This is a genomic window from Caldimonas sp., from assembly GCF_046289365.1.
Taxonomy (GTDB): domain Bacteria; phylum Pseudomonadota; class Gammaproteobacteria; order Burkholderiales; family Burkholderiaceae_C; genus Caldimonas.
The window spans coordinates 1-17320 of record NZ_JBKBVU010000057.1 but is presented as its reverse complement, the minus strand read 5'-3'; the positions used below and the strand labels follow the sequence as shown (position 1 = coordinate 17320).

General features: G+C 66.6%; 17 protein-coding genes and 1 other RNA gene. 8 read left to right on the top strand and 10 right to left on the bottom strand.

The window, feature by feature from the left end; all coding sequences use genetic code 11:
- The first annotated feature begins 39 nt into the window (after nucleotides 1-39).
- Nucleotides 40-1179: a molecular chaperone DnaJ gene (dnaJ, locus tag ACK42S_RS07980; RefSeq protein WP_409705352.1), complete on the top strand. Its 1140-nt coding sequence runs from the start codon at nucleotides 40-42 to the stop codon at nucleotides 1177-1179.
- Here dnaJ and ACK42S_RS07975 read toward each other — a convergent pair.
- Complete coding sequence (locus ACK42S_RS07975; protein WP_409705349.1) at nucleotides 1172-2569, bottom strand: heavy metal sensor histidine kinase; 1398 nt, start codon at nucleotides 2567-2569, stop codon at nucleotides 1172-1174. The genes dnaJ and ACK42S_RS07975 overlap by 8 nt on opposite strands.
- The gene (locus tag ACK42S_RS07970) at nucleotides 2566-3252 is read right to left on the bottom strand and encodes a heavy metal response regulator transcription factor (protein ID WP_409705346.1); all 687 of its coding nucleotides are present in this window, start codon (nucleotides 3250-3252) and stop codon (nucleotides 2566-2568) included. Before ACK42S_RS07970 ends, ACK42S_RS07975 begins: the two co-directional genes overlap by 4 nt.
- 148 nt (nucleotides 3253-3400) lie before the next feature.
- Between ACK42S_RS07970 and ACK42S_RS07965 the strand changes: the two genes are divergently transcribed.
- The 4 genes from ACK42S_RS07965 to ACK42S_RS07950 all read left to right on the top strand — a co-directional run bounded on the left by ACK42S_RS07965 (nucleotide 3401) and on the right by ACK42S_RS07950 (nucleotide 7498).
- Entirely contained in the window at nucleotides 3401-4504 is a 1104-nt protein-coding gene (locus tag ACK42S_RS07965) for a hypothetical protein (RefSeq protein WP_409705343.1), read from the top strand.
- Nucleotides 4505-4528: 24 nt separating this feature from the next.
- The gene (locus tag ACK42S_RS07960) at nucleotides 4529-5914 is read left to right on the top strand and encodes a multicopper oxidase family protein (protein ID WP_409705340.1); all 1386 of its coding nucleotides are present in this window, start codon (nucleotides 4529-4531) and stop codon (nucleotides 5912-5914) included.
- 25 nt (nucleotides 5915-5939) lie between these two features.
- The gene (locus ACK42S_RS07955; RefSeq protein ID WP_409705337.1) at nucleotides 5940-6434 is read left to right on the top strand and encodes a plastocyanin/azurin family copper-binding protein; all 495 of its coding nucleotides are present in this window, start codon (nucleotides 5940-5942) and stop codon (nucleotides 6432-6434) included.
- A gap of 209 nt (nucleotides 6435-6643) precedes the next feature.
- Complete coding sequence (locus ACK42S_RS07950) at nucleotides 6644-7498, top strand: hypothetical protein (RefSeq protein ID WP_409705334.1); 855 nt, start codon at nucleotides 6644-6646, stop codon at nucleotides 7496-7498.
- A 10-nt stretch (nucleotides 7499-7508) separates the two neighbouring features.
- Here ACK42S_RS07950 and ACK42S_RS07945 read toward each other — a convergent pair whose 3' ends face one another.
- Nucleotides 7509-8609 (bottom strand): PA0069 family radical SAM protein, encoded by a 1101-nt coding sequence (locus ACK42S_RS07945; protein WP_409705331.1) that lies wholly within the window; start codon nucleotides 8607-8609, stop codon nucleotides 7509-7511.
- 134 nt (nucleotides 8610-8743) lie between these two features.
- Between ACK42S_RS07945 and ACK42S_RS07940 the strand changes: the two genes are divergently transcribed.
- The gene (locus tag ACK42S_RS07940) at nucleotides 8744-8890 is read left to right on the top strand and encodes a hypothetical protein (protein WP_409705328.1); all 147 of its coding nucleotides are present in this window, start codon (nucleotides 8744-8746) and stop codon (nucleotides 8888-8890) included.
- 140 nt (nucleotides 8891-9030) lie between these two features.
- Here the strand turns inward: ACK42S_RS07940 and ACK42S_RS07935 are convergent, their stop codons facing one another.
- The 4 genes from ACK42S_RS07935 to ACK42S_RS07920 all read right to left on the bottom strand — a co-directional run bounded on the left by ACK42S_RS07935 (nucleotide 9031) and on the right by ACK42S_RS07920 (nucleotide 13614).
- The gene (locus ACK42S_RS07935; RefSeq protein WP_409705325.1) at nucleotides 9031-9987 is read right to left on the bottom strand and encodes an NAD(P)H-dependent flavin oxidoreductase; all 957 of its coding nucleotides are present in this window, start codon (nucleotides 9985-9987) and stop codon (nucleotides 9031-9033) included.
- A gap of 15 nt (nucleotides 9988-10002) precedes the next feature.
- Nucleotides 10003-11793, bottom strand: a complete 1791-nt coding sequence (locus ACK42S_RS07930) for an acyl-CoA dehydrogenase (protein WP_409705322.1) — start codon at nucleotides 11791-11793, stop codon at nucleotides 10003-10005.
- A 127-nt stretch (nucleotides 11794-11920) separates the two neighbouring features.
- Nucleotides 11921-12853 carry an electron transfer flavoprotein subunit alpha/FixB family protein gene (locus ACK42S_RS07925; protein ID WP_409705319.1) on the bottom strand — a complete coding sequence of 311 codons (933 nt, stop codon included), beginning with the start codon at nucleotides 12851-12853 and terminating at the stop codon, nucleotides 11921-11923.
- 11 nt (nucleotides 12854-12864) lie between these two features.
- Nucleotides 12865-13614 (bottom strand): electron transfer flavoprotein subunit beta/FixA family protein, encoded by a 750-nt coding sequence (locus tag ACK42S_RS07920; RefSeq protein ID WP_409705316.1) that lies wholly within the window; start codon nucleotides 13612-13614, stop codon nucleotides 12865-12867.
- A gap of 241 nt (nucleotides 13615-13855) precedes the next feature.
- Here ACK42S_RS07920 and murI point away from each other — a divergent pair, with 241 nt between their 5' ends.
- The gene (gene murI, locus ACK42S_RS07915; RefSeq protein WP_409705314.1) at nucleotides 13856-14689 is read left to right on the top strand and encodes a glutamate racemase; all 834 of its coding nucleotides are present in this window, start codon (nucleotides 13856-13858) and stop codon (nucleotides 14687-14689) included.
- 38 nt (nucleotides 14690-14727) lie between these two features.
- Here the strand turns inward: murI and ACK42S_RS07910 are convergent, their stop codons facing one another.
- Complete coding sequence (locus tag ACK42S_RS07910; protein WP_409705311.1) at nucleotides 14728-15441, bottom strand: MgtC/SapB family protein; 714 nt, start codon at nucleotides 15439-15441, stop codon at nucleotides 14728-14730.
- A 78-nt stretch (nucleotides 15442-15519) separates the two neighbouring features.
- On the opposite strand from ACK42S_RS07910, the gene ffs reads away from it, so the two are divergent.
- Nucleotides 15520-15617, top strand: an RNA gene (ffs, locus tag ACK42S_RS07905) — signal recognition particle sRNA small type.
- 239 nt (nucleotides 15618-15856) lie between these two features.
- Here the strand turns inward: ffs and ACK42S_RS07900 are convergent.
- Both ACK42S_RS07900 and ACK42S_RS07895 read right to left on the bottom strand, forming a co-directional pair.
- Nucleotides 15857-16822 (bottom strand): DUF6708 domain-containing protein, encoded by a 966-nt coding sequence (locus tag ACK42S_RS07900; protein ID WP_409705308.1) that lies wholly within the window; start codon nucleotides 16820-16822, stop codon nucleotides 15857-15859.
- Between the two features lie 109 nt (nucleotides 16823-16931).
- Nucleotides 16932-17320: hypothetical protein (locus ACK42S_RS07895; RefSeq protein WP_409705305.1), on the bottom strand; the 389-nt coding region annotated here is incomplete at its 5' end.

The window sequence follows — 17320 nt, the reverse complement described above, 5'->3', positions numbered from 1 at the left end:
CTGCGCACGGGGGCTTTGCGTTTGAAGGTGACCTAGAACATGGCAAAGCGCGACTACTACGACGTCCTGGGCGTGGCGAAGAATGCGTCCGACGAGGACATCAAGAAGGCCTACCGCAAGCTGGCGATGAAATACCACCCGGACCGCAACCAGGGTGACAAGGCCAAGGAAGCCGAGGAGAAGTTCAAAGAGGCCAAGGAAGCCTACGAGATGCTCTCGGACCCGAAGAAGCGCGCGGCCTACGACCAGTACGGCCATGCGGGGGTCGACCCGAACATGGGCGGTGCGGGCTTTCGCGGCGGGCCCGAGGGCTTCGGCGGCTTCGCCGAGGCCTTCGGCGACATCTTCGGCGACATCTTCGGGGCGGCAGGGGCACGCCGCGGCGGCCCGCAGGTCTACCGCGGCAGCGACCTGTCCTATGCGATGGAGATCACGCTGGAGGAAGCCGCTCACGGCAAGGAGGCGCAGATCCGCATCCCCAGTTGGGAAGAATGCGACACCTGCCACGGCACCGGTGCCAGGCCGGGCACCAGCGCCAAGACCTGCGGCACCTGCCATGGTTCTGGGACCGTGCACCTGCGCCAGGGCTTCTTCAGCATCCAGCAGACCTGTCCCCACTGTCACGGCAGCGGCAAGGTCATTCCCGAACCCTGCCCCAGTTGCGGTGGCCAGGGCCGGCTGAAAAAGTCCAAGACGCTGGAGGTGAAGATCCCCGCCGGCATCGACGAAGGCATGCGCATCCGCTCGGCCGGCAACGGCGAGCCCGGCACCAACGGCGGCCCGCCGGGTGACCTGTACATCGAGATCCGCATCAAGAAGCACGAGATCTTCGAGCGTGACGGCGACGATCTGCACTGCACCGTGCCGGTGAGCATCACCACCGCCATCCTGGGCGGGACCATCGAAGTGCCCACGCTGTCGGGCCGCGCCGAAATCGAACTGCCCGAAGGGACCCAGCACGGCAAGACCTTCCGCCTGCGCGGCAAGGGCATCAAGGGCGTTCGCTCGGCCTATCCCGGCGACCTGTACTGCCACATCCAGATCGAGACGCCGGTCAAGCTCACCGAGCACCAGCGCAAGCTCGTCAAGGAACTGGACGAATCGCTCAGGAAGGGCGGTGAACGCCACTCGCCCCATGCCAAGAGCTGGACCGACCGGGTCAAAGACCTGTTCAAGTGAGAGCGTCCCGCGGGGGCTGTACCCGCGGGAAATGCAGAGACATCTCGGTATGGCCCTGACCCGACCATGCCGAGGCGTAGCCGCCGTGCGAGCGCATCACCGCCTGGGTGATGGCCAGGCCCAGCCCCGTGCCCTCGCTGTGGCCATGTCGGCGTGACCGGTCCACGCGGAAGAACCGGTCGAACAACCGGGGCAGATCCTGCGCCTCGATGTCTGGGCCCTCGTTGCGCACCGTCAGCACGTGCTCGGTGGCCCGTGCCTGCAGCGTCACGCGCACCGTCGTGCCCGGCCAGGCATGCCGCAGCGCGTTGGACAGCAGGTTGCTGATGGCACGGCGCACCATGAGCCGGTCTCCCATGACCTCGCAGGCCCCGTCGGCCACCAGGCGCAGGCCCTTGTCTTCCGCCAGGGCCTCGTAGAAGTCGAACAGCGCCCTCACCTCCTCGGCCAGGACGATGCGCTCCGGCCGTGGCAGGGCCAGTCCGTGATCGGCCTGGGCCAGGAAAAGCATGTCCGAGACCATGCGGGCCAGGCGCTGCAGTTCCTCGGCGTTGGACGCCAGGATGTCGCGGTAGGCCTGCACATCGCGCGGCTGCGCCAGGGCCACCTGCGTCTGCGTGAGCAGGTTGCTGATGGGAGTGCGCAGCTCGTGAGCCAGGTCGCCGGAGAACTGCGACAAGCGCTCGATGTCGCGTTGCAGACGATCAAGCATGGTGTTCAGCCCCTGGGCCAGATCGGCCAGTTCCACCGGCACATCCTGCACCGGCATGCGATGCTCGAGCTGCCGCGCCGTCACGCGTTGGGCGCGGGCCTTCATCTCCCGCAGCGGAGCCAGCCCGCGCCGCGCCGACCACCAGCCCAGCAGGCCGCTCGCCAACGCCGCCACGGCCAGATAGACCGCCAGCGACCGGGTCAGCGCCTGCATGAAGTGCTGGTGGTGGTGGATGTCCAGCGCCAGCGTGAGGACCAGGGGCTGTGAGCCGCCAAGTGCGGCCGTCGGCTCCAGCGGGATCACCAGGGCCCGGAAGGTGCGCCCGGCCTGGGTCCATTCGAAGGGCGGCACCGCCCCCTTCAGCCGCCGCACCGCCTGCGCCAGCCCCAGCGCATCCCGGTCGTACACGATCCGGTCGCCGGCATGGAGTTCGGCATGCAAGCCCTGGTGACTCGACAGCAGGTGATCCAGGTGGCGGGCCAGCTCGTCCGCCGAGCGACTGTCGGCAACGATCTGCACGATCAGGCGCGACTTGTCACGCAGTAGCTCTTCGTCGAGTTCCACGAAATGCGCATCAGTGACCCTGAGCACGAAAAGACCCAGGCCCAACAGCACAGCCAGCGACACCAGGGTGTAGAGCAGCGTCAGGCGTGCCGTCAGCGTGAGCTGGCGCCTCATGCCCGGGCCTCAGGCACTTCAAGCACGTAGCCCATGCCACGCACGGTGTGGATGAGCCGTGGCTCGAAGCCTTCGTCCACCTTGGCCCGCAGACGGCGCACCGCCACCTCGATCACGTTGGTGTCGCTGTCGAAGTTCATGTCCCACACTTGCGAGGCGATCAGCGAGCGCGGCAGCACCTCCCCGCTGCGGCGCATCAGCAGCTCGAGCAGGCCGAACTCCTTGGCCGTCAGATCGATGCGGCGGCCCGATCGCGTCACGCGGCGACGCAGCAGGTCGAGCTCCAGGTCGGCCACCCGCAGCGTCGCGGCCTCCAGGCCCGCGCGGCCTCGGCGCAGGATGGTACGCACGCGCGCCAGCAGCTCGGCAAAGGAAAAAGGCTTGACGAGATAGTCGTCCGCGCCCAGCTCCAGCCCGCGCACCCGGTCCTCCACCTGGTCTCTGGCCGTCAGGAACAGCACCGGCATGTCACGCCCCTGCCGGCGCAGGGTCTGGAGCAAGGTCCAGCCGTCCATGCCAGGCAGCATCACGTCCAGGATGACCAGATCGGCCTCGCCGTTCAGGGCGAGGTGCAAGCCATCGGCCCCGTTCACCGCCAGCTCCACGCCGAAGCCCGCCTCTCGCAGGCCCTGGCGCAGGTAGTCGCCCGTCTTGGGCTCATCTTCGACGATCAGGATCTTCACGGCCGCTGCACTGTCTGAAACACCCGCAAGTGTGCCTGGGCTGCCACACGATGGACCACACCTGACAGATTTGTCATTTTCCAGACAGCTTCACGTCGGCAGGCCCCGCCAAAAATGCACCCACCCGTTGACCTACATCATGGCCGTCATGCTCCCTCTCAAACATCCGCTTCTCGCAGCCGCCGTCTGGGCCGGGCTGGCGACGGTTGCGCCAGCCGCCGTGGCCGCGCAGGCCGACACCCCCATGGGCTGGCGCGAGGCCAACGACGCAGTCGGGCAATTCCAGCGCGGGCACATCGACGTGCTGCGCTGGGAGCAGGCCAACCTCCAGGCACCACCCGAGCCGGCCGCACCGGCTCCCACGCTGGTGTTGCCGGCGCCTGCCGACGCTGTACGGCAGGCCTGGAAGACCCACCTTTCGCTGGCCGGCGTGCAGGCTCAACTCGGGTCGGCGTTGACGGAGGCGGTGGCCCAGGGCCGCTGGATGGATCTGGACCCGTCGCTGCACCGCCGCGTGCATGGGCTGGGCGAGCTGCTCGCCGTGGCCCGGGAAGCGCGCCTGGCCTGGATCCGGGCCGTGGCGGCACGCCAGGCTGTGGGCTTGCATCGTGAGAGCCTGATCGCCGCCGAGACGGCCCACGAACTCGGTCGCCGGATGGTGCAAGTCGGCAACTGGAGCCGTCTGCAGGGCGCCCCCGCCTCGCTGGCACTCAGTGAGGCACGCATGGCCCTGCAACGGGCCGAGTACACCGATGCTCTGGCCGAACGAGAGCTGATCCGCGTGCTGCGGCTGACGGGCCAGCACGACCGGGTGGCGCTGCCCGAAGGCCTGCCGGCCCTGCCCGACACCCTGATCAGCACCGAGGCGCTGGACGCGCACCTGCAGCACCTGCGCGACCAGTTGCAGCGTGCCGAAGCCCTGCGCGCTGCTTCATACGCCCGCATGGCCCACAAGGCCTACCGCACCAGCCACGCCCTGGCCGCAGGCTACCGCGACGAGGTCCTCAAGACGCGCGAGCTCATGGCCGAGGAAACCGTGCTGCGCTACAACGGCATGCTCAAGAGCGTCTGGGATGTGCTGACGGAAACCCGCCTGCGCTTTGCCGCCGCTGCCGAAGCCGTGAACGCGCAGCGCGACTTCTGGCTCGCCGAAGCAGACCTCCAATGGGTGCTCCAGGGCGGCGAGCCTAGCAGTTTCGTGTCACTGGGCGGCGGCAGCAGCGCCGCCGCAAGCGCAGCCCCGGCCCACTGATTCCTTCTCATTGCGTACACCACCATGCAAGCCTTCTCGTCCCGACGCCGGTTCTTCGCGGGCGCCGCTGGCGCCGTGGCCGGACTGACCGTGGCCCGATCCGCCCTGGCCGCACTGCCGGAACCGGTCGTGCAGACCTCCCCGCAAACGGCCGCGCCACTGGTGCCCCCCAACGGCAGGCCCTACAACCCTGTGGTCACCCTCAATGGCTGGACCCTGCCCTGGCGCATGAACAACGGTGTCAAGGAGTTCCACCTCGTGGCCGAGCCCGTGGTGCGCGAGATCTCGCCCGGCTTTCACGTCAACCTGTGGGGCTACAACGGCCAGAGCCCCGGCCCCACCATCGAGGTGGTCGAAGGCGACAAGGTCCGCATCTTCGTCACCAACCGCCTGCCGGAGCACACCAGCATCCATTGGCACGGCCAACGCCTGCCCAATGGGATGGACGGTGTGACGGGTCTGAACCAGCCGCCGATCCCGGTGGGAAAGACCTTCGTCTATGAATTCGAAGCCCGCCGCCCCGGCACCTTCATGTACCACCCGCATGCCGACGAGATGGTGCAGATGGCCATGGGCATGATGGGCTTTTGGGTCACGCATCCGCGCACCAAGCATCCCCACATCAGCGAGGTGGACCGCGACTTCTGCTTCCTGCTCAACGCCTTCGACGTGGAGCCCGGCAGCAAGACACCGCGCATCAACACGATGCTCGACTTCAACATCTGGTGCTTCAACAGCCGCGTGTTCCCGGCCATCGACACCCTGAATGTCCGGCTGAATGACCGCGTACGCATCCGCGTGGGCAACCTCACGATGACCAACCATCCCATCCACCTGCATGGGCACGAGTTCCAGGTGACGGGCACCGACGGCGGCCCCACGCCGCCGGGCACGCGCTGGTACGAGGTCACCACCGACATCGCCGTAGGGCAGATGCGCCAGATCGAGCTCATCGCCGACGAGGAAGGCGACTGGGCGCTGCACTGCCACAAGAGCCACCACACGATGAACGCGATGGGGCATGACGTTCCCACCATGATCGGGGTGGATCACCGTGGCCTGGTGAGCAAGATCCAGAAGGTCGTGCCCGACTACATGCTGATGGGCGAGCGCGGCATGGCCGACATGGGCGAGATGGAAATGCCCCTGCCGGACAACACTGCACCGATGATGACGGGCCAGGGGCAGTACGGATCGCTCGAGATGGGTGGCATGTTCACCGTGTTCAAGGTGCGTCGGGACCAGCGCCCTGGGGACTACAGCGACCCCGGCCCCTTCAAGCACCCGCCGGGCACCGTGGCCTACGAGTGGACCGGTGCGCCTCCGAGTGCCGTGCGTGCCAACCCCTCTTCGCCCGAAACGCCACCGGCACGCGCCGTCAAGCCTCACGGCAAAGGCCACGCCCACTGACACACCAAGCCCAAGGAGTTCATTGATGACGAAACCTGCTCTCGCACTCACCCTCGCAGGCCTGCTGGCGCTGCCCTTCGTTGCTGCGGCCCACGGGGACAGTCACCATGGCGGCCACAACGGCCCTGTGGTGATGGAGCAGAAACCCTGGGGCATTGCTGGGCAGGCCAAGGCGGTGAAACGCACGATCGAGGTGAAGATGACCGATGACATGCGTTTCACCCCGCGCGAGATCGAGGTACGGCAAGGCGAGACCATCCGCTTCATCCACCACAACAGCGGCAAGGTGATGCACGAGTTCGTGCTGGGCACGCGCAAGGAGCTCGAAGAACACGCCGAACTGATGAAGAAGTTCCCGGACATGGAGCATGACGAGCCCTACATGGCCCATGTGGCGCCGGGCAAGACGGCCGAAATGATCTGGCACTTCAACCGCGTGGGCGAGTTCGAGTTCGCGTGCCTGCTGCCGGGCCACTTCGAGGCGGGCATGATCGGCAAGATCCGGGTGGTCCGGCGCTGACATTCCCTTGCACCCTTGTCGGGCCCCATGGCCTATAGTGGGACGGCTCCCTTGCCCGAGCCGCCATGCCACGACGCACGTGCCTCCCACTCCACTCCCATGGCTTGATATTGCGGCACCTTCTGGGTGCCGGGTTGCTGGTTGCCCTGGCCTCCCCCGGGATCGCAGCCCCTGAGGATGAAGAGGTCGCCACCCCCGAAACGCCTCTCATGGACGCGGCCGTCACGGCGCGGGAATCGCTGAGGGCCACGACCGAATGGCTGGCTCGCGGCGTGGACAGTTGGTTCGGCGACCACCCCTTTGAGGACGGCGGCTCCGTGCGTAACGGACGCTTCCAGTTGCGGCTGCTGCTGCGCGAACGCAATTCGCCCGACCTGGGCGCCCGCTTCAATGCCAGCTTTCGCCTGCCCAACATCGAACGGCGCACCGCCCTGTTCTTCCTGGGCCGCGACGACCCCCGGGAGGTGGTGACCGACCAGCCGCAGGCGCTGACCCGCGAGCAGCACCTGCAGCGCGAAAACTCGCGCAGCGATGCCTTCTTCGCCGGCCTGGGGGTGGACGCCGGCGGCGGTTTCGACCTCCGCGTGGGCCTGCGCGGCGGCCCCAAGCCCTATGCGCAAGTGCGCTACCGGCACGAATGGCCACTCGGCCCGAACGACCGTCTCGACTTTCGCGAAACCGTCTTCTGGACCCGCGCCGACCGCGTGGGCTCCACCACCGCGCTGTCGTACGAGCACGATTTCAGCACCACCCTCGTCGGGCGCTGGCTCCATGCAGCCACCTACACACAGCGCAGCCAGCGATTCGAGTGGTCGAGCAACCTCGGTCTGTACCGCTTCTTCGGCGACCAGCGCCTGCTGTCCACCGAAGCCCTCTTGCGCGGCCGGGAAGGAGGGGGCGTCAACATCGAAGAGTACGGCCTGCAACTGAGCTGGGAGCAACCTATGCACGAGGACTGGCTGCTCGGTGAAGTCTCCCTGGGCCACTTCCGCGAACGCGAGACGGCTGACGAACCGCGCCGGGGCCTGTGGGCCCTGGGCCTGACGCTGAAGATCCGGTTCTGATCCCCCGGCTTCAAAACAGCTCGGCCTGGCGTTCGTCACCCGGGGGCCGGAAGGCCGTCGTGTCCAGGAGCGGTGCACGCCGCGCCACCCCGGCGCGGGCACAGGCCTTGTCGACGCGCTGAGCAATGAGCTGCGCCCACAGCCCCTCCCCCTTCATGCGCGAACCGAACTCGGCGCGGTAGTCCCTCCCGCCACGCAGATCACGCACCCTCGCCATGATGCGCCCGGCGCGCCCGGGCACATGCGCTTGCAGCCACTGCTGGAACAGCGGGTTCACCTCCCAGGGCAGACGCAAGACCGTGTAATGGATCGATGCAGCCCCCGCGTCGGCCGCTGCATCGATCAGCCGCTCGATCTCGGGCTCGTTCAGGAAGGGAATGATCGGCGCCACATTCACACCCACCGGCACGCCGGCGCGGGCCAGCGTCCGCACTGTCTGCAAGCGCCGATGCGGTGCCGCCGCGCGCGGCTCGAGACGGCGGCACAGTGCAGCGTCCATCGTCGTCACGCTCACGAAAACCATCGCCCGGCCTTCGGCAGCATCGGCGGCGATCAGGTCGAGGTCACGCTCCACGCCCGAGGACTTGGTGACGATGGTGTACGGGTGTCGGCAGCGATGCAGCACCTCCAGCACCGAGCGCGTGAGCCCCAGGCGGCGCTCGATGGGCTGGTAGGCATCGGTGGCCGAGCCGATGTTGATCGGGCTCACCCGGTAAGCAGGCCGCGCCAGTTCCCGTGCCAGCACCTCGGCTGCATTGACCTTCGCCACCAGCTTCGTTTCGAAGTCCAGCCCGGGCGACAGATTCAGGTAGCTGTGCGTGGGCCGCGCGTAGCAGTAGATGCAGCCATGCTCGCACCCCCGGTAGGGGTTGATCGACCACTCGAAGGGAATGTCGGGCGAGTCGTTCGGGCTGAGCAGGGAGCGCACGCGCTCTTCGCTCACCTCGGTGCGCGGCGCCGGGGCCGCCCCATCGGCCGCCGAGTCCGCCTGCGCCAGCGAGTCCCATCCATCGTCAAACCATTCGCGCTCGCTGCTTTCGAAACGATGGGCCAGCCGCCAACCCGTGCCACGGCCCTTGAAAACCAAAGGGTGGGAAGAGGGATTAGCCATGGAATCCGCGACCCAGAGACTGTATATACGTACAGTAATGGATCGCCACTCCGCTGTCAAACCCTCCCTCGGGTCGGACTCGGCCTTCCGTCCAATGACAACCCGATGCGGCGGGCCACCTCGACCACGGCCTTGTGGAAGGACTCGACGATGGGGGCCAACATGATGCGGCGCTCAACGCCCTGGACGAGGCGCTGACCCGACTGAGCGCCCAGGCCGCCCGGCTCCACCGGAAGATCGCCACCGAGGTGCAGGCCGACCGCCGGCGCGGGGGCACCTGACGCCGTTGGCGCAACGGCAGCGCCCCCTGAACCTCGTCATCCCGAGCCAACGCCGGCTCCCCGTTCGGCTTGGCCGTGCGCATGCCGGTCGGATTGGACAGGCATGCGGCTGACCTCCGCGAGGCCCCGGGGCGCTGCTCTCAGGCAGCACACAACTGGGCCTTGGCGGCCAGGTACTCGCTGCGCAGACGCTCGATGAAGACGCGCGCGGGCACCACCTCCTTGATGGCACCCACGCCCTGCCCGGCACCCCAGATGTCCTTCCAGGCCTTCTTCGCCCCCTCGCCACCGAAATTCATCTTGCTCGGGTCGCTCTCAGGCAAGGCGTCGGGGTCGAGGCCGGCACGCACGATGGAACCGCGCAGATAGTTCCCGTGAACCCCGGTGAAAAGGCTCGAATAGACGATGTCCTGGCTGGTGCTCTCGGTGATCATGCGCTTGTAGTCGTCCACCGCCCTCGCCTCCTCGGTGGCGATGAAGGCCGAGCCGATGTAGGCGAAGTCCGCCCCCATCGCGCGTGCTGCCAGAATGGCACGGCCATTGGCAATCGCTCCAGAGAGGGCCAGCGGGCCGTCGAACCACTCGCGGATCTCCTGCACCAGCGCGAAGGGGCTGGTGGTGCCTGCATGACCTCCGGCCCCGGCGGCCACGGCAATCAGCCCGTCGGCCCCCTTGTCGATGGCCTTGTGCGCGAAGGTGTTGTTGATGATGTCGTGCAGCACGATCCCGCCCCAGCGGTGCACGGCATCATTCACGTCCGTGCGCGCCCCCAGCGAAGTGATGATGATGGGCACCTTGTACTTCTCGCACAGCGCCATGTCGTGCTCGAGTCGGTCGTTGCTCTTGTGCACGATCTGGTTGATCGCAAAGGGAGCGGCAGGACGGTCCGGATGCTGGCGATCGTGGGCTGCCAGTGTCTCGGTGATCTCGGCCAGCCATTCGTCGAGCTGAGAAGCCGGGCGCGCATTGAGCGCCGGCATCGAGCCGACGATGCCGGCCTTGCACTGCTCGATCACGAGACGGGGATTGCTGATGATGAACAGCGGCGAGCCGATGACCGGCAGCGGCAGGTTCTGAAGAACGGTGGGCAGTGGCACGGGATGCTCCTCGACTCAAAAAGCCTCGATGTCCAGGCCCATCACGCTGTCGGCGCCGTCGACGATTGCGTCGCGCACGGCCGGCGCCTTGGCCAGGATGTGCTCGGCATAGAAGCGCACGGTGGCGATCTTCGCCTGCATGAAGGCGGTGTCCTCACCGGCGGCCAGCCGGTCCTCGGCCACCATCAGCGCACGCGCGAGCTGCCAGCCGGCCACCACGTTGCCCGCGAGCATCAGATAGGGCACGCTGCCGGCGAAAGCAGCGTTCGGACTCGCCTTGGCCTGGCTGACGATGAAGTCCACCACCTGCACGAAGGCTTCACGGGCAGCTTTCAGACGCTTGAGCACCGCGCGGGCGGCCACACTGTCGCGGCGAGCCAGTGCGGTCTCGGTGGCCTCGATCTGCCCTGCGATCGCCTTGGCCACCTGGCCGCCATCACGGGCCGTCTTACGGCCCACGAGATCGTTGGCCTGGATCGCCGTGGTCCCTTCATAGATGGGCAGGATGCGCGAGTCGCGGTAGTGCTGGGCCGCGCCGGTTTCTTCGATGAATCCCATGCCGCCGTGCACCTGCACCCCCAGGCTGGTCACCTCCAGGCTCATCTCGGTGCTGTAGCCCTTGACCAGCGGCACCATGAACTCATAGAAAGCCTGGTTCTGTTTGCGCACGTCCGCATCCGGGTGCGCGTGAGCAGCGTCGTAGGCGGCTGCGGCCGTGATGGCCATCGCGCGGCAACCCTCGGTGTACGCCCGCATCGTCATCAGCATCCGACGCACGTCCGGATGGTGGATGATGGGCGCGCTGCCCGGCTTGGAGCCATCCACCGGGCGGGACTGGATGCGCTCCTTTGCATAGGCCACGGCCTGCTGATAGGCCCGCTCGGCCACCGCGATGCCCTGCACACCCACGGCATAGCGGGCTGCATTCATCATGATGAACATGTACTCCAGGCCGCGGTTCTCCTGCCCCACCAGGTAGCCCACGGCTCCGCCATGGTCGCCAAACTGCAGCACCGCCGTCGGGCTGGCCTTGATGCCCAGCTTGTGCTCGATGCTCACGCAGTGCACGTCATTGCGTTCGCCGAGCGTGCCGTCGGGCTTGACCAGGAACTTCGGCACGATGAACAGCGAGATGCCTTTCACCCCTTCGGGCGCACCGCTCACGCGGGCCAGCACGAGGTGGACGATGTTCTCAGCCATGTCGTGCTCACCGTAGGTGATGAAGATCTTGGTGCCAAAGAGCTTGTAAGTGCCGTCCGGCTGAGGCTCGGCACGCGTGCGCACCAGGGCCAGATCCGATCCCGCCTGAGGCTCGGTGAGGTTCATCGTGCCCGTCCACTGCCCCGAGATCATTTTGGGGATGTAGGTGCGCTGCTGCTCGGGTGAGCCGGCCGTCAGCAGCGCCTCGATGGCGCCATCGGTCAGCAGCGGGCACAGCGCGAAGCTCAGGTTCGCGCTATTGATCATCTCGATGCAGGCCGCGCCGATGGTCTTGGGCAAGCCCTGGCCGCCAAAATCGGTGGGATGCTGCAGGCCCTGCCAGCCGCCCTCGGCAAACTGACGGAAGGCCTCCTTGAAGCCCGGCGTCGTGGTGACTTGGCCGTCCTTCCAGGCGCTCGGATTGCGGTCGCCTTCCACATTGAGCGGCGCCACCACCCCCTCGTTGAACCTGGCGCATTCCTCCAGGACGGCCTGGGCAGTCTCCACGCCGGCGTCCTCGAAACCAGGCAGCTTCGCCACCTCGGCCAGACCGGCCAGTTCCTTCATGCAAAACAGCATGTCCTTCACGGGGGCACGGTAACTCACGGCATCTCCTCGCTTGTCACTCAACGGACAACTTGTGCACCAGGCGGAAAAAAGACCCGTGGCCTGTGCAGGGGGCGCACGGGTCCCGCGGGCCGCGACACGACGGCGTCACGGCCCTGTATCGGCTTCACAGGCTCTTGACCAACTCCGGCACGGCCTCGAAGAGGTCGGCCTCCAGGCCATAGTCGGCCACGGCGAAGATCGGGGCCTCGGGGTCCTTGTTGATCGCCACGATCACCTTGGAGTCCTTCATGCCCGCCAGGTGCTGGATGGCCCCGCTGATGCCAGCCGCGATGTACAGCTGCGGCGCCACGATCTTGCCCGTCTGGCCCACTTGCCAGTCGTTGGGTGCATAGCCCGCATCCACCGCCGCGCGGCTGGCGCCCAACGCCGCCCCGAGCTTGTCGGCCAGCGGGGTGAGCACCTCGTTGAACTTCTCGCTGGAGCCCAGCGCCCGCCCACCCGAGACGATGATCTTGGCCGCCGTCAGCTCGGGCCGATCACTCTTGGTGACCTCGCGGCCCACGAAGCTGGACAAACCGGCATCGGCCACTGCCGCGATGCTCTGCACGGCTGCGTTGCCCCCGCTGGCCGGCGCTGCATCGAAGCCGGTGGTGCGCACGGTGATGACCTTGACCGCGTCGGCGCTTTGCACGGTGGCAATCGCGTTGCCGGCGTAGATCGGGCGCTCGAAGGTATCCGGCGCCACCACCTTGACGATGTCGGAGATCTGCGCCACGTCGAGCTTGGCCGCCACCCTCGGGGCAGCGTTCTTGCCGTGGGCGGTGGCCGGGAAGAGGATGTGGCTGTACCCGCCGGCCACGGCCAGCACCTGGGCGGCGATGTTCTCGGCCAGTTGCTCTTCGAGCTGGGGAGCATCGGCGTGCAGCACCTTGGCCACCCCGGGGATCTGGGCGGCCTGCCGGGCGGCCTCGCCCACGTTGTGACCGGCCACCAGCACATGCACGTCCGACCCGCAGGCCAACGCAGCCGTCACGGTGTTGAACGTGGCCCCCTTGAGGGTGCCGTGCTCGTGTTCTGCAATGACAAGAATGGACATGACGGGGCTCCTCAGATGACCTTGGCTTCGTTCTTGAGCTTGCTGACCAGCGTGGCCACGTCGGGCACCTTGACGCCCGCGCCCCGCTTGGGAGGTTCGGCCACCTTCAGGGTCTTCAGCCGCGGGGCCACATCCACCCCGAGGTCGGCCGGCTTGAGCACCTCCAGGGGCTTCTTCTTGGCCTTCATGATGTTGGGCAGCGTCACGTAGCGCGGCTCGTTCAGGCGCAAATCGGTGGTGACGACGGCCGGCAGTTGCAGCTTGATGGTCTCCAGACCGCCATCGACCTCACGAGTGACGACCACCGCGCCATCGGCCACCTCCACCTTGCTGGCAAAGGTGCCCTGGGGGCGGTCGAGCAGCGCCGCCAGCATCTGGCCGGTCTGGTTGCAGTCGTCGTCGATGGCCTGCTTGCCCATGATGATGAGCTGAGGCTGTTCCTTGTCGACCACGGCCTTGAGCAACTTGGCCACGGCCAGCGGCTGCAACTCGGCATCGGTCTCGACGAGGATGGCCCGATCGGCCCCGATGGCCATCGCCGTGCGCAGCGTCTCCTGGCATTGCGCCACGCCGCAGGAAACCGCCACGATCTCACTGACCACCCCCTTCTCCTTCAGACGGGTGGCTTCCTCCACCGCAATCTCGTCAAAGGGGTTCATGCTCATCTTGACGTTGGCGATGTCCACCCCCGTGCCGTCGGACTTCACACGTACCTTGACGTTGTAGTCCACGACGCGCTTGACTGCGACCAATGCCTTCATGCGACGCTCTCCTTCGGATTGACGTAAACGTAACATCCCATTCTATGGTGCAGTGCACAGCCAGACTGTTGTCCTGGCGACAAGCGAACCCGGGTTAACCCTTAGCGTCGCGATCTGCACAAAATAGAACGATCGTTCGATTTTGTGCATTCTAGCGGATCGCCCCCCAGGGCCGTCCAGTGACCCAGCCTAGAGTCGGGTCTCCAGGTCCTACACTGCGATGCCTTGGCTGATGACACCCATGACCCTGCCTCCTCGCACCGCCGGCCCCGCCTCGAGACCTCCCTGCATCGGCGTGTTCGACTCCGGGTTGGGCGGACTGTCGGTGCTGCAGGCCCTGTGCCAAGCCATCACCGGAGTGCACTGGGTCTATGTGGCCGACAGCGGTCACGCACCTTATGGTGAACGTGACGAGGCCTACGTGATGGAACGCTGCCGCCGGATCACCGCCTTCCTACGCGCCCAGGGGGCCGACATGGTGGTGGTGGCCTGCAACACCGCCACCGCCGTGGCCATCGACGCTTTGCGGCGCGAGCACCCTGGCCTGCCCTTCATCGGCGTCGAACCCGGCCTCAAGCCTGCGTTGTTCCGCAGCCCCAGCGGCCGCGTGGGTGTGATGGCCACCGAGGCCACGCTGCGAAGCCCGCGCTTCGAGCGCCTGCTGAAGCGCTGGCAAGGCTCATGCAGCGTCCTGTGCGTGCCCTGCCCCGGTCTGGCACAGGCCATCGAAACCGTCGATCTCCACCATCCTGCCTTGCACACGCTGGTCCATCGATGCGTCGCCCCGCTGCGCGACCACGGTGCAGACACCGTCGTGCTGGGGTGCACGCACTACCCCTGGGTCGCACCCGCGATTCATCAGGCGCTCGGCCCCCAAGTCACGCTCATCGACACGGCCTCGTCCGTGGCCGCCCAGGCTGCACGGGTGCTGGCCGGGCTGCGGGGATGGAACCGCAGCGTCGCGCTCTCTGCGGTGAGGGCCTACGCCAGCGGTGCCGGTGAAGTCTTGCACCGCTTTGCCCGGCGCCACTTACCCGCGCTGGACTGGCCCGTGCCCGAACCATTGCCCGCATGATCGGCCCCGCCCAACCTACACAGGCTCCATGCAGGATCTCAATCGCCGGCAGGCGAGAGGCGAAACTCCCGCACCGTGGGCAGCGCCGTCAGCGTGGACGCCAGGCGTGACAGACGTTCGCCGGCCTGGGTGCGCACGACCATGCGGTACTCGAAGACCGTGCCTTCGGCCTCGAGCCGGTACGTGAGGTTCGCGATCGAAAAGCCATGCACTTCGAGCAAATGGCGCAGCTCGTCTTCCGGCATCACCTGACCTCGCTCGAAACACACACTGAAATGGGCGTGCTGCCGCGTGGGCATGCGGCCTTCGATCAAGCGGAACACCGCCAGCACGCCAAGGGTGATGAGCGTTGCCAACGCGGCAGCGAAGAAAAAACCCACGCCGATCAGAATGCCCACCGCGGCCGTCACCCAGATCGACGCCGCCGTGGTGAGCCCACGCACCGACAGCCCCTCCTTGAAGATCACCCCCGCTCCCAGGAAACCGATGCCCGTCATGATCCCCTGGGCCATGCGTGTCGGGTCGATCTGGGCCCGCGTGGCCCCGGGGCCGGCGAACCACTCGGCGTGATAGACGGTGACCAGCATCAAGAGGCTGGAGGCCAGGCACACCAAGGTGTGGGTGCGGAAACCCGCCGGGCGCCCGTGGTAGCTGCGCTCCAGACCGATGAGCCCCCCTGCCAGAACGGCGCCCAGCAGATGCATGCTGATCTCTCGATAGACGAAGGGCACTTGGGCCAGCAGGTCAGGCATGTGCAAATCATGCCCAGGGGACACCCCTTCTGTCCAGCCATCGGGCCGGCCCCGCGGGCATGACCTACAATACCCAGCGACGGGCCTCCCCGCATGGGAGCATGGCCAACCGGGTCAGGTCGGGAACGAAGCAGCCCTAACCATCGCGAACAGTGCCGGGGTTAAGGCTCGTCACCCCGTCTTGCCGGCTGAGGGCATCTTCTGTCTGCCGGGCCTGAACCCACGGCATGCAGCCTGGGCTGATCGGCCGATCCCGCCCTGGCGCTGATCGCCATCACCATGGCGGCCGCCGTCGCCTGCACCAAGCTTTCTGCGGCAAAGCCAGCAATGGCCAGCGTGGCCAAAGCAAGCCGGGCGCGAGCTTCGGGCCGTTCGTGGCGCATGCCCGACTCGATGCGCCGCGCTGCCCCAGTCTTCAGCCACTGCGCCGCGCACCAGCGATCACCTTTGCGGCCGCGATGGCCGCTTCATCCCGATACCCCGGCTCCCGCCGCCACGGATCGTCTGGCTCGATGCGGCATTCGTCTTCCACCCACTGCGGCCACTGCGGGATCTTGCTCGTGCGCATCACGATCCAGCGGAACAGGCTCTCGGGCAAAAAGAACACTTGCGCCAGGACCTGCAGCAAGGGCGAGCCATTCAGGGTCAGCGTGATGCGCTCCCAACCGAAGGCCCATGACTCCTTTTGGCGGTCGATGGGCGGCAGCATGATCAGCGGCACCGGATGGATCCTCTGCAAGGCCACGCCCGGCCCCTCCTGCATGTACAGCCTGAAGAACTCGAAGTGGTTGCGCAGATCTTCTTCGCCTTCTTTGCCCTTGGTGTTCACGCTCAACGCGAACGTCTCAAGAACCGTCTTGCCCGATTCATCCATCACGTGGCCCACCACGTTGAGCCAGCCCAGCGGGTTGGCATGGCCCAGAATCGTCCAGTACACCCGATCCCACGGCACCTTGAGCACCGATCCGTCAGGACGAAAAGCGTACACCTGACGGTTCTTGCGGTTGAACCGGATCGGGTAGTGCGTGTAGGTGAAGGCGTCACACAGGAAGATGTAGACCGTGACACCTAAGAGCACTGGGAACCAGAAAAGAAAGAACAAGCCAATCGGGTGCCAGTGCTTGAAGATATTGGTAACAACGACCCACAGACCAAAAGCAGCAGCGGCAAAGGCAGCCGCCCCGAACATCGCCCCAAACCCTCTCTCCTCATACCACTTGTCCACGCACTCAACAAAGGTCGAGTTCAGGCGGATCAGCGACAACTGGTAGTGCGGCGCCTCACCCGCCGGCTTGCGAATGTCCAGACGCAGCTCGCGCTCGCGCGCGGTGAGCGGGCGCTTCACGTGGAAACGATGGATCACATTCTTGATCAAGGGCATTGACCGCTCCTCAAACTGCCGTGGCCAGCGCCACGCCGTACGCGGCCCAGCGCTTCCAGGGCTTGCAGCTCCTCGTCCAGCGTCTTGAACTTGTTGGGCCCGATTCCTCTTACCACCCCACCCCCTTGCGCAGCGGCTGCCCGATGGCCTGGCGCACGGCCTGCGGCCACTCATACAGCCGCGAGGTGTGCGCCACCAGCCACAGCCCCGTGGCCTGGCTCCAGTTGATCGACAAGGGAATGTAGGGGGCCAGCAGGAAGCCTGCCCCTGCGAACAGGCCCGCGCTCTTGAATGCCATCACAAACAATGTCAACCCGGCACCAGCGATCAAGTGGTAAAAAAGCGTGATCCCCGGATGCTCCCGCCACCACCAGCCATAGCGCGGCCCGAAGGGCCCGGTGCGCCCGGCCGCTTGCCACCAGCTGGGCTTATCGTCGCTGCGCCCATCGAGCGGCTCGCCCGGGTGCGGCAGGTGCGGCCCGCCTTGTTCCATGAAGC

What these genes read in the sequence shown, in the direction of transcription:
- ACK42S_RS07965 (WP_409705343.1), top strand. Translation starts at nt 3,401, where the DNA reads ATGCTCCCTCTCAAACATCCGCTTCTCGCAGCCGCCGTCTGGGCCGGG.
- ACK42S_RS07920 (WP_409705316.1), bottom strand. Translation starts at nt 13,614, where the DNA reads ATGAAGGCATTGGTCGCAGTCAAGCGCGTCGTGGACTACAACGTCAAG.
- ACK42S_RS07900 (WP_409705308.1), bottom strand. Translation starts at nt 16,822, where the DNA reads ATGCCCTTGATCAAGAATGTGATCCATCGTTTCCACGTGAAGCGCCCG.
- ACK42S_RS07950 (WP_409705334.1), top strand. Translation starts at nt 6,644, where the DNA reads ATGGACGCGGCCGTCACGGCGCGGGAATCGCTGAGGGCCACGACCGAA.
- murI (WP_409705314.1), top strand. Translation starts at nt 13,856, where the DNA reads ATGACCCTGCCTCCTCGCACCGCCGGCCCCGCCTCGAGACCTCCCTGC.
- dnaJ (WP_409705352.1), top strand. Translation starts at nt 40, where the DNA reads ATGGCAAAGCGCGACTACTACGACGTCCTGGGCGTGGCGAAGAATGCG.
- ACK42S_RS07925 (WP_409705319.1), bottom strand. Translation starts at nt 12,853, where the DNA reads ATGTCCATTCTTGTCATTGCAGAACACGAGCACGGCACCCTCAAGGGG.
- ACK42S_RS07945 (WP_409705331.1), bottom strand. Translation starts at nt 8,609, where the DNA reads ATGGCTAATCCCTCTTCCCACCCTTTGGTTTTCAAGGGCCGTGGCACG.
- ACK42S_RS07975 (WP_409705349.1), bottom strand. Translation starts at nt 2,569, where the DNA reads ATGAGGCGCCAGCTCACGCTGACGGCACGCCTGACGCTGCTCTACACC.
- ACK42S_RS07960 (WP_409705340.1), top strand. Translation starts at nt 4,529, where the DNA reads ATGCAAGCCTTCTCGTCCCGACGCCGGTTCTTCGCGGGCGCCGCTGGC.
- ACK42S_RS07910 (WP_409705311.1), bottom strand. Translation starts at nt 15,441, where the DNA reads ATGCCTGACCTGCTGGCCCAAGTGCCCTTCGTCTATCGAGAGATCAGC.
- ACK42S_RS07955 (WP_409705337.1), top strand. Translation starts at nt 5,940, where the DNA reads ATGACGAAACCTGCTCTCGCACTCACCCTCGCAGGCCTGCTGGCGCTG.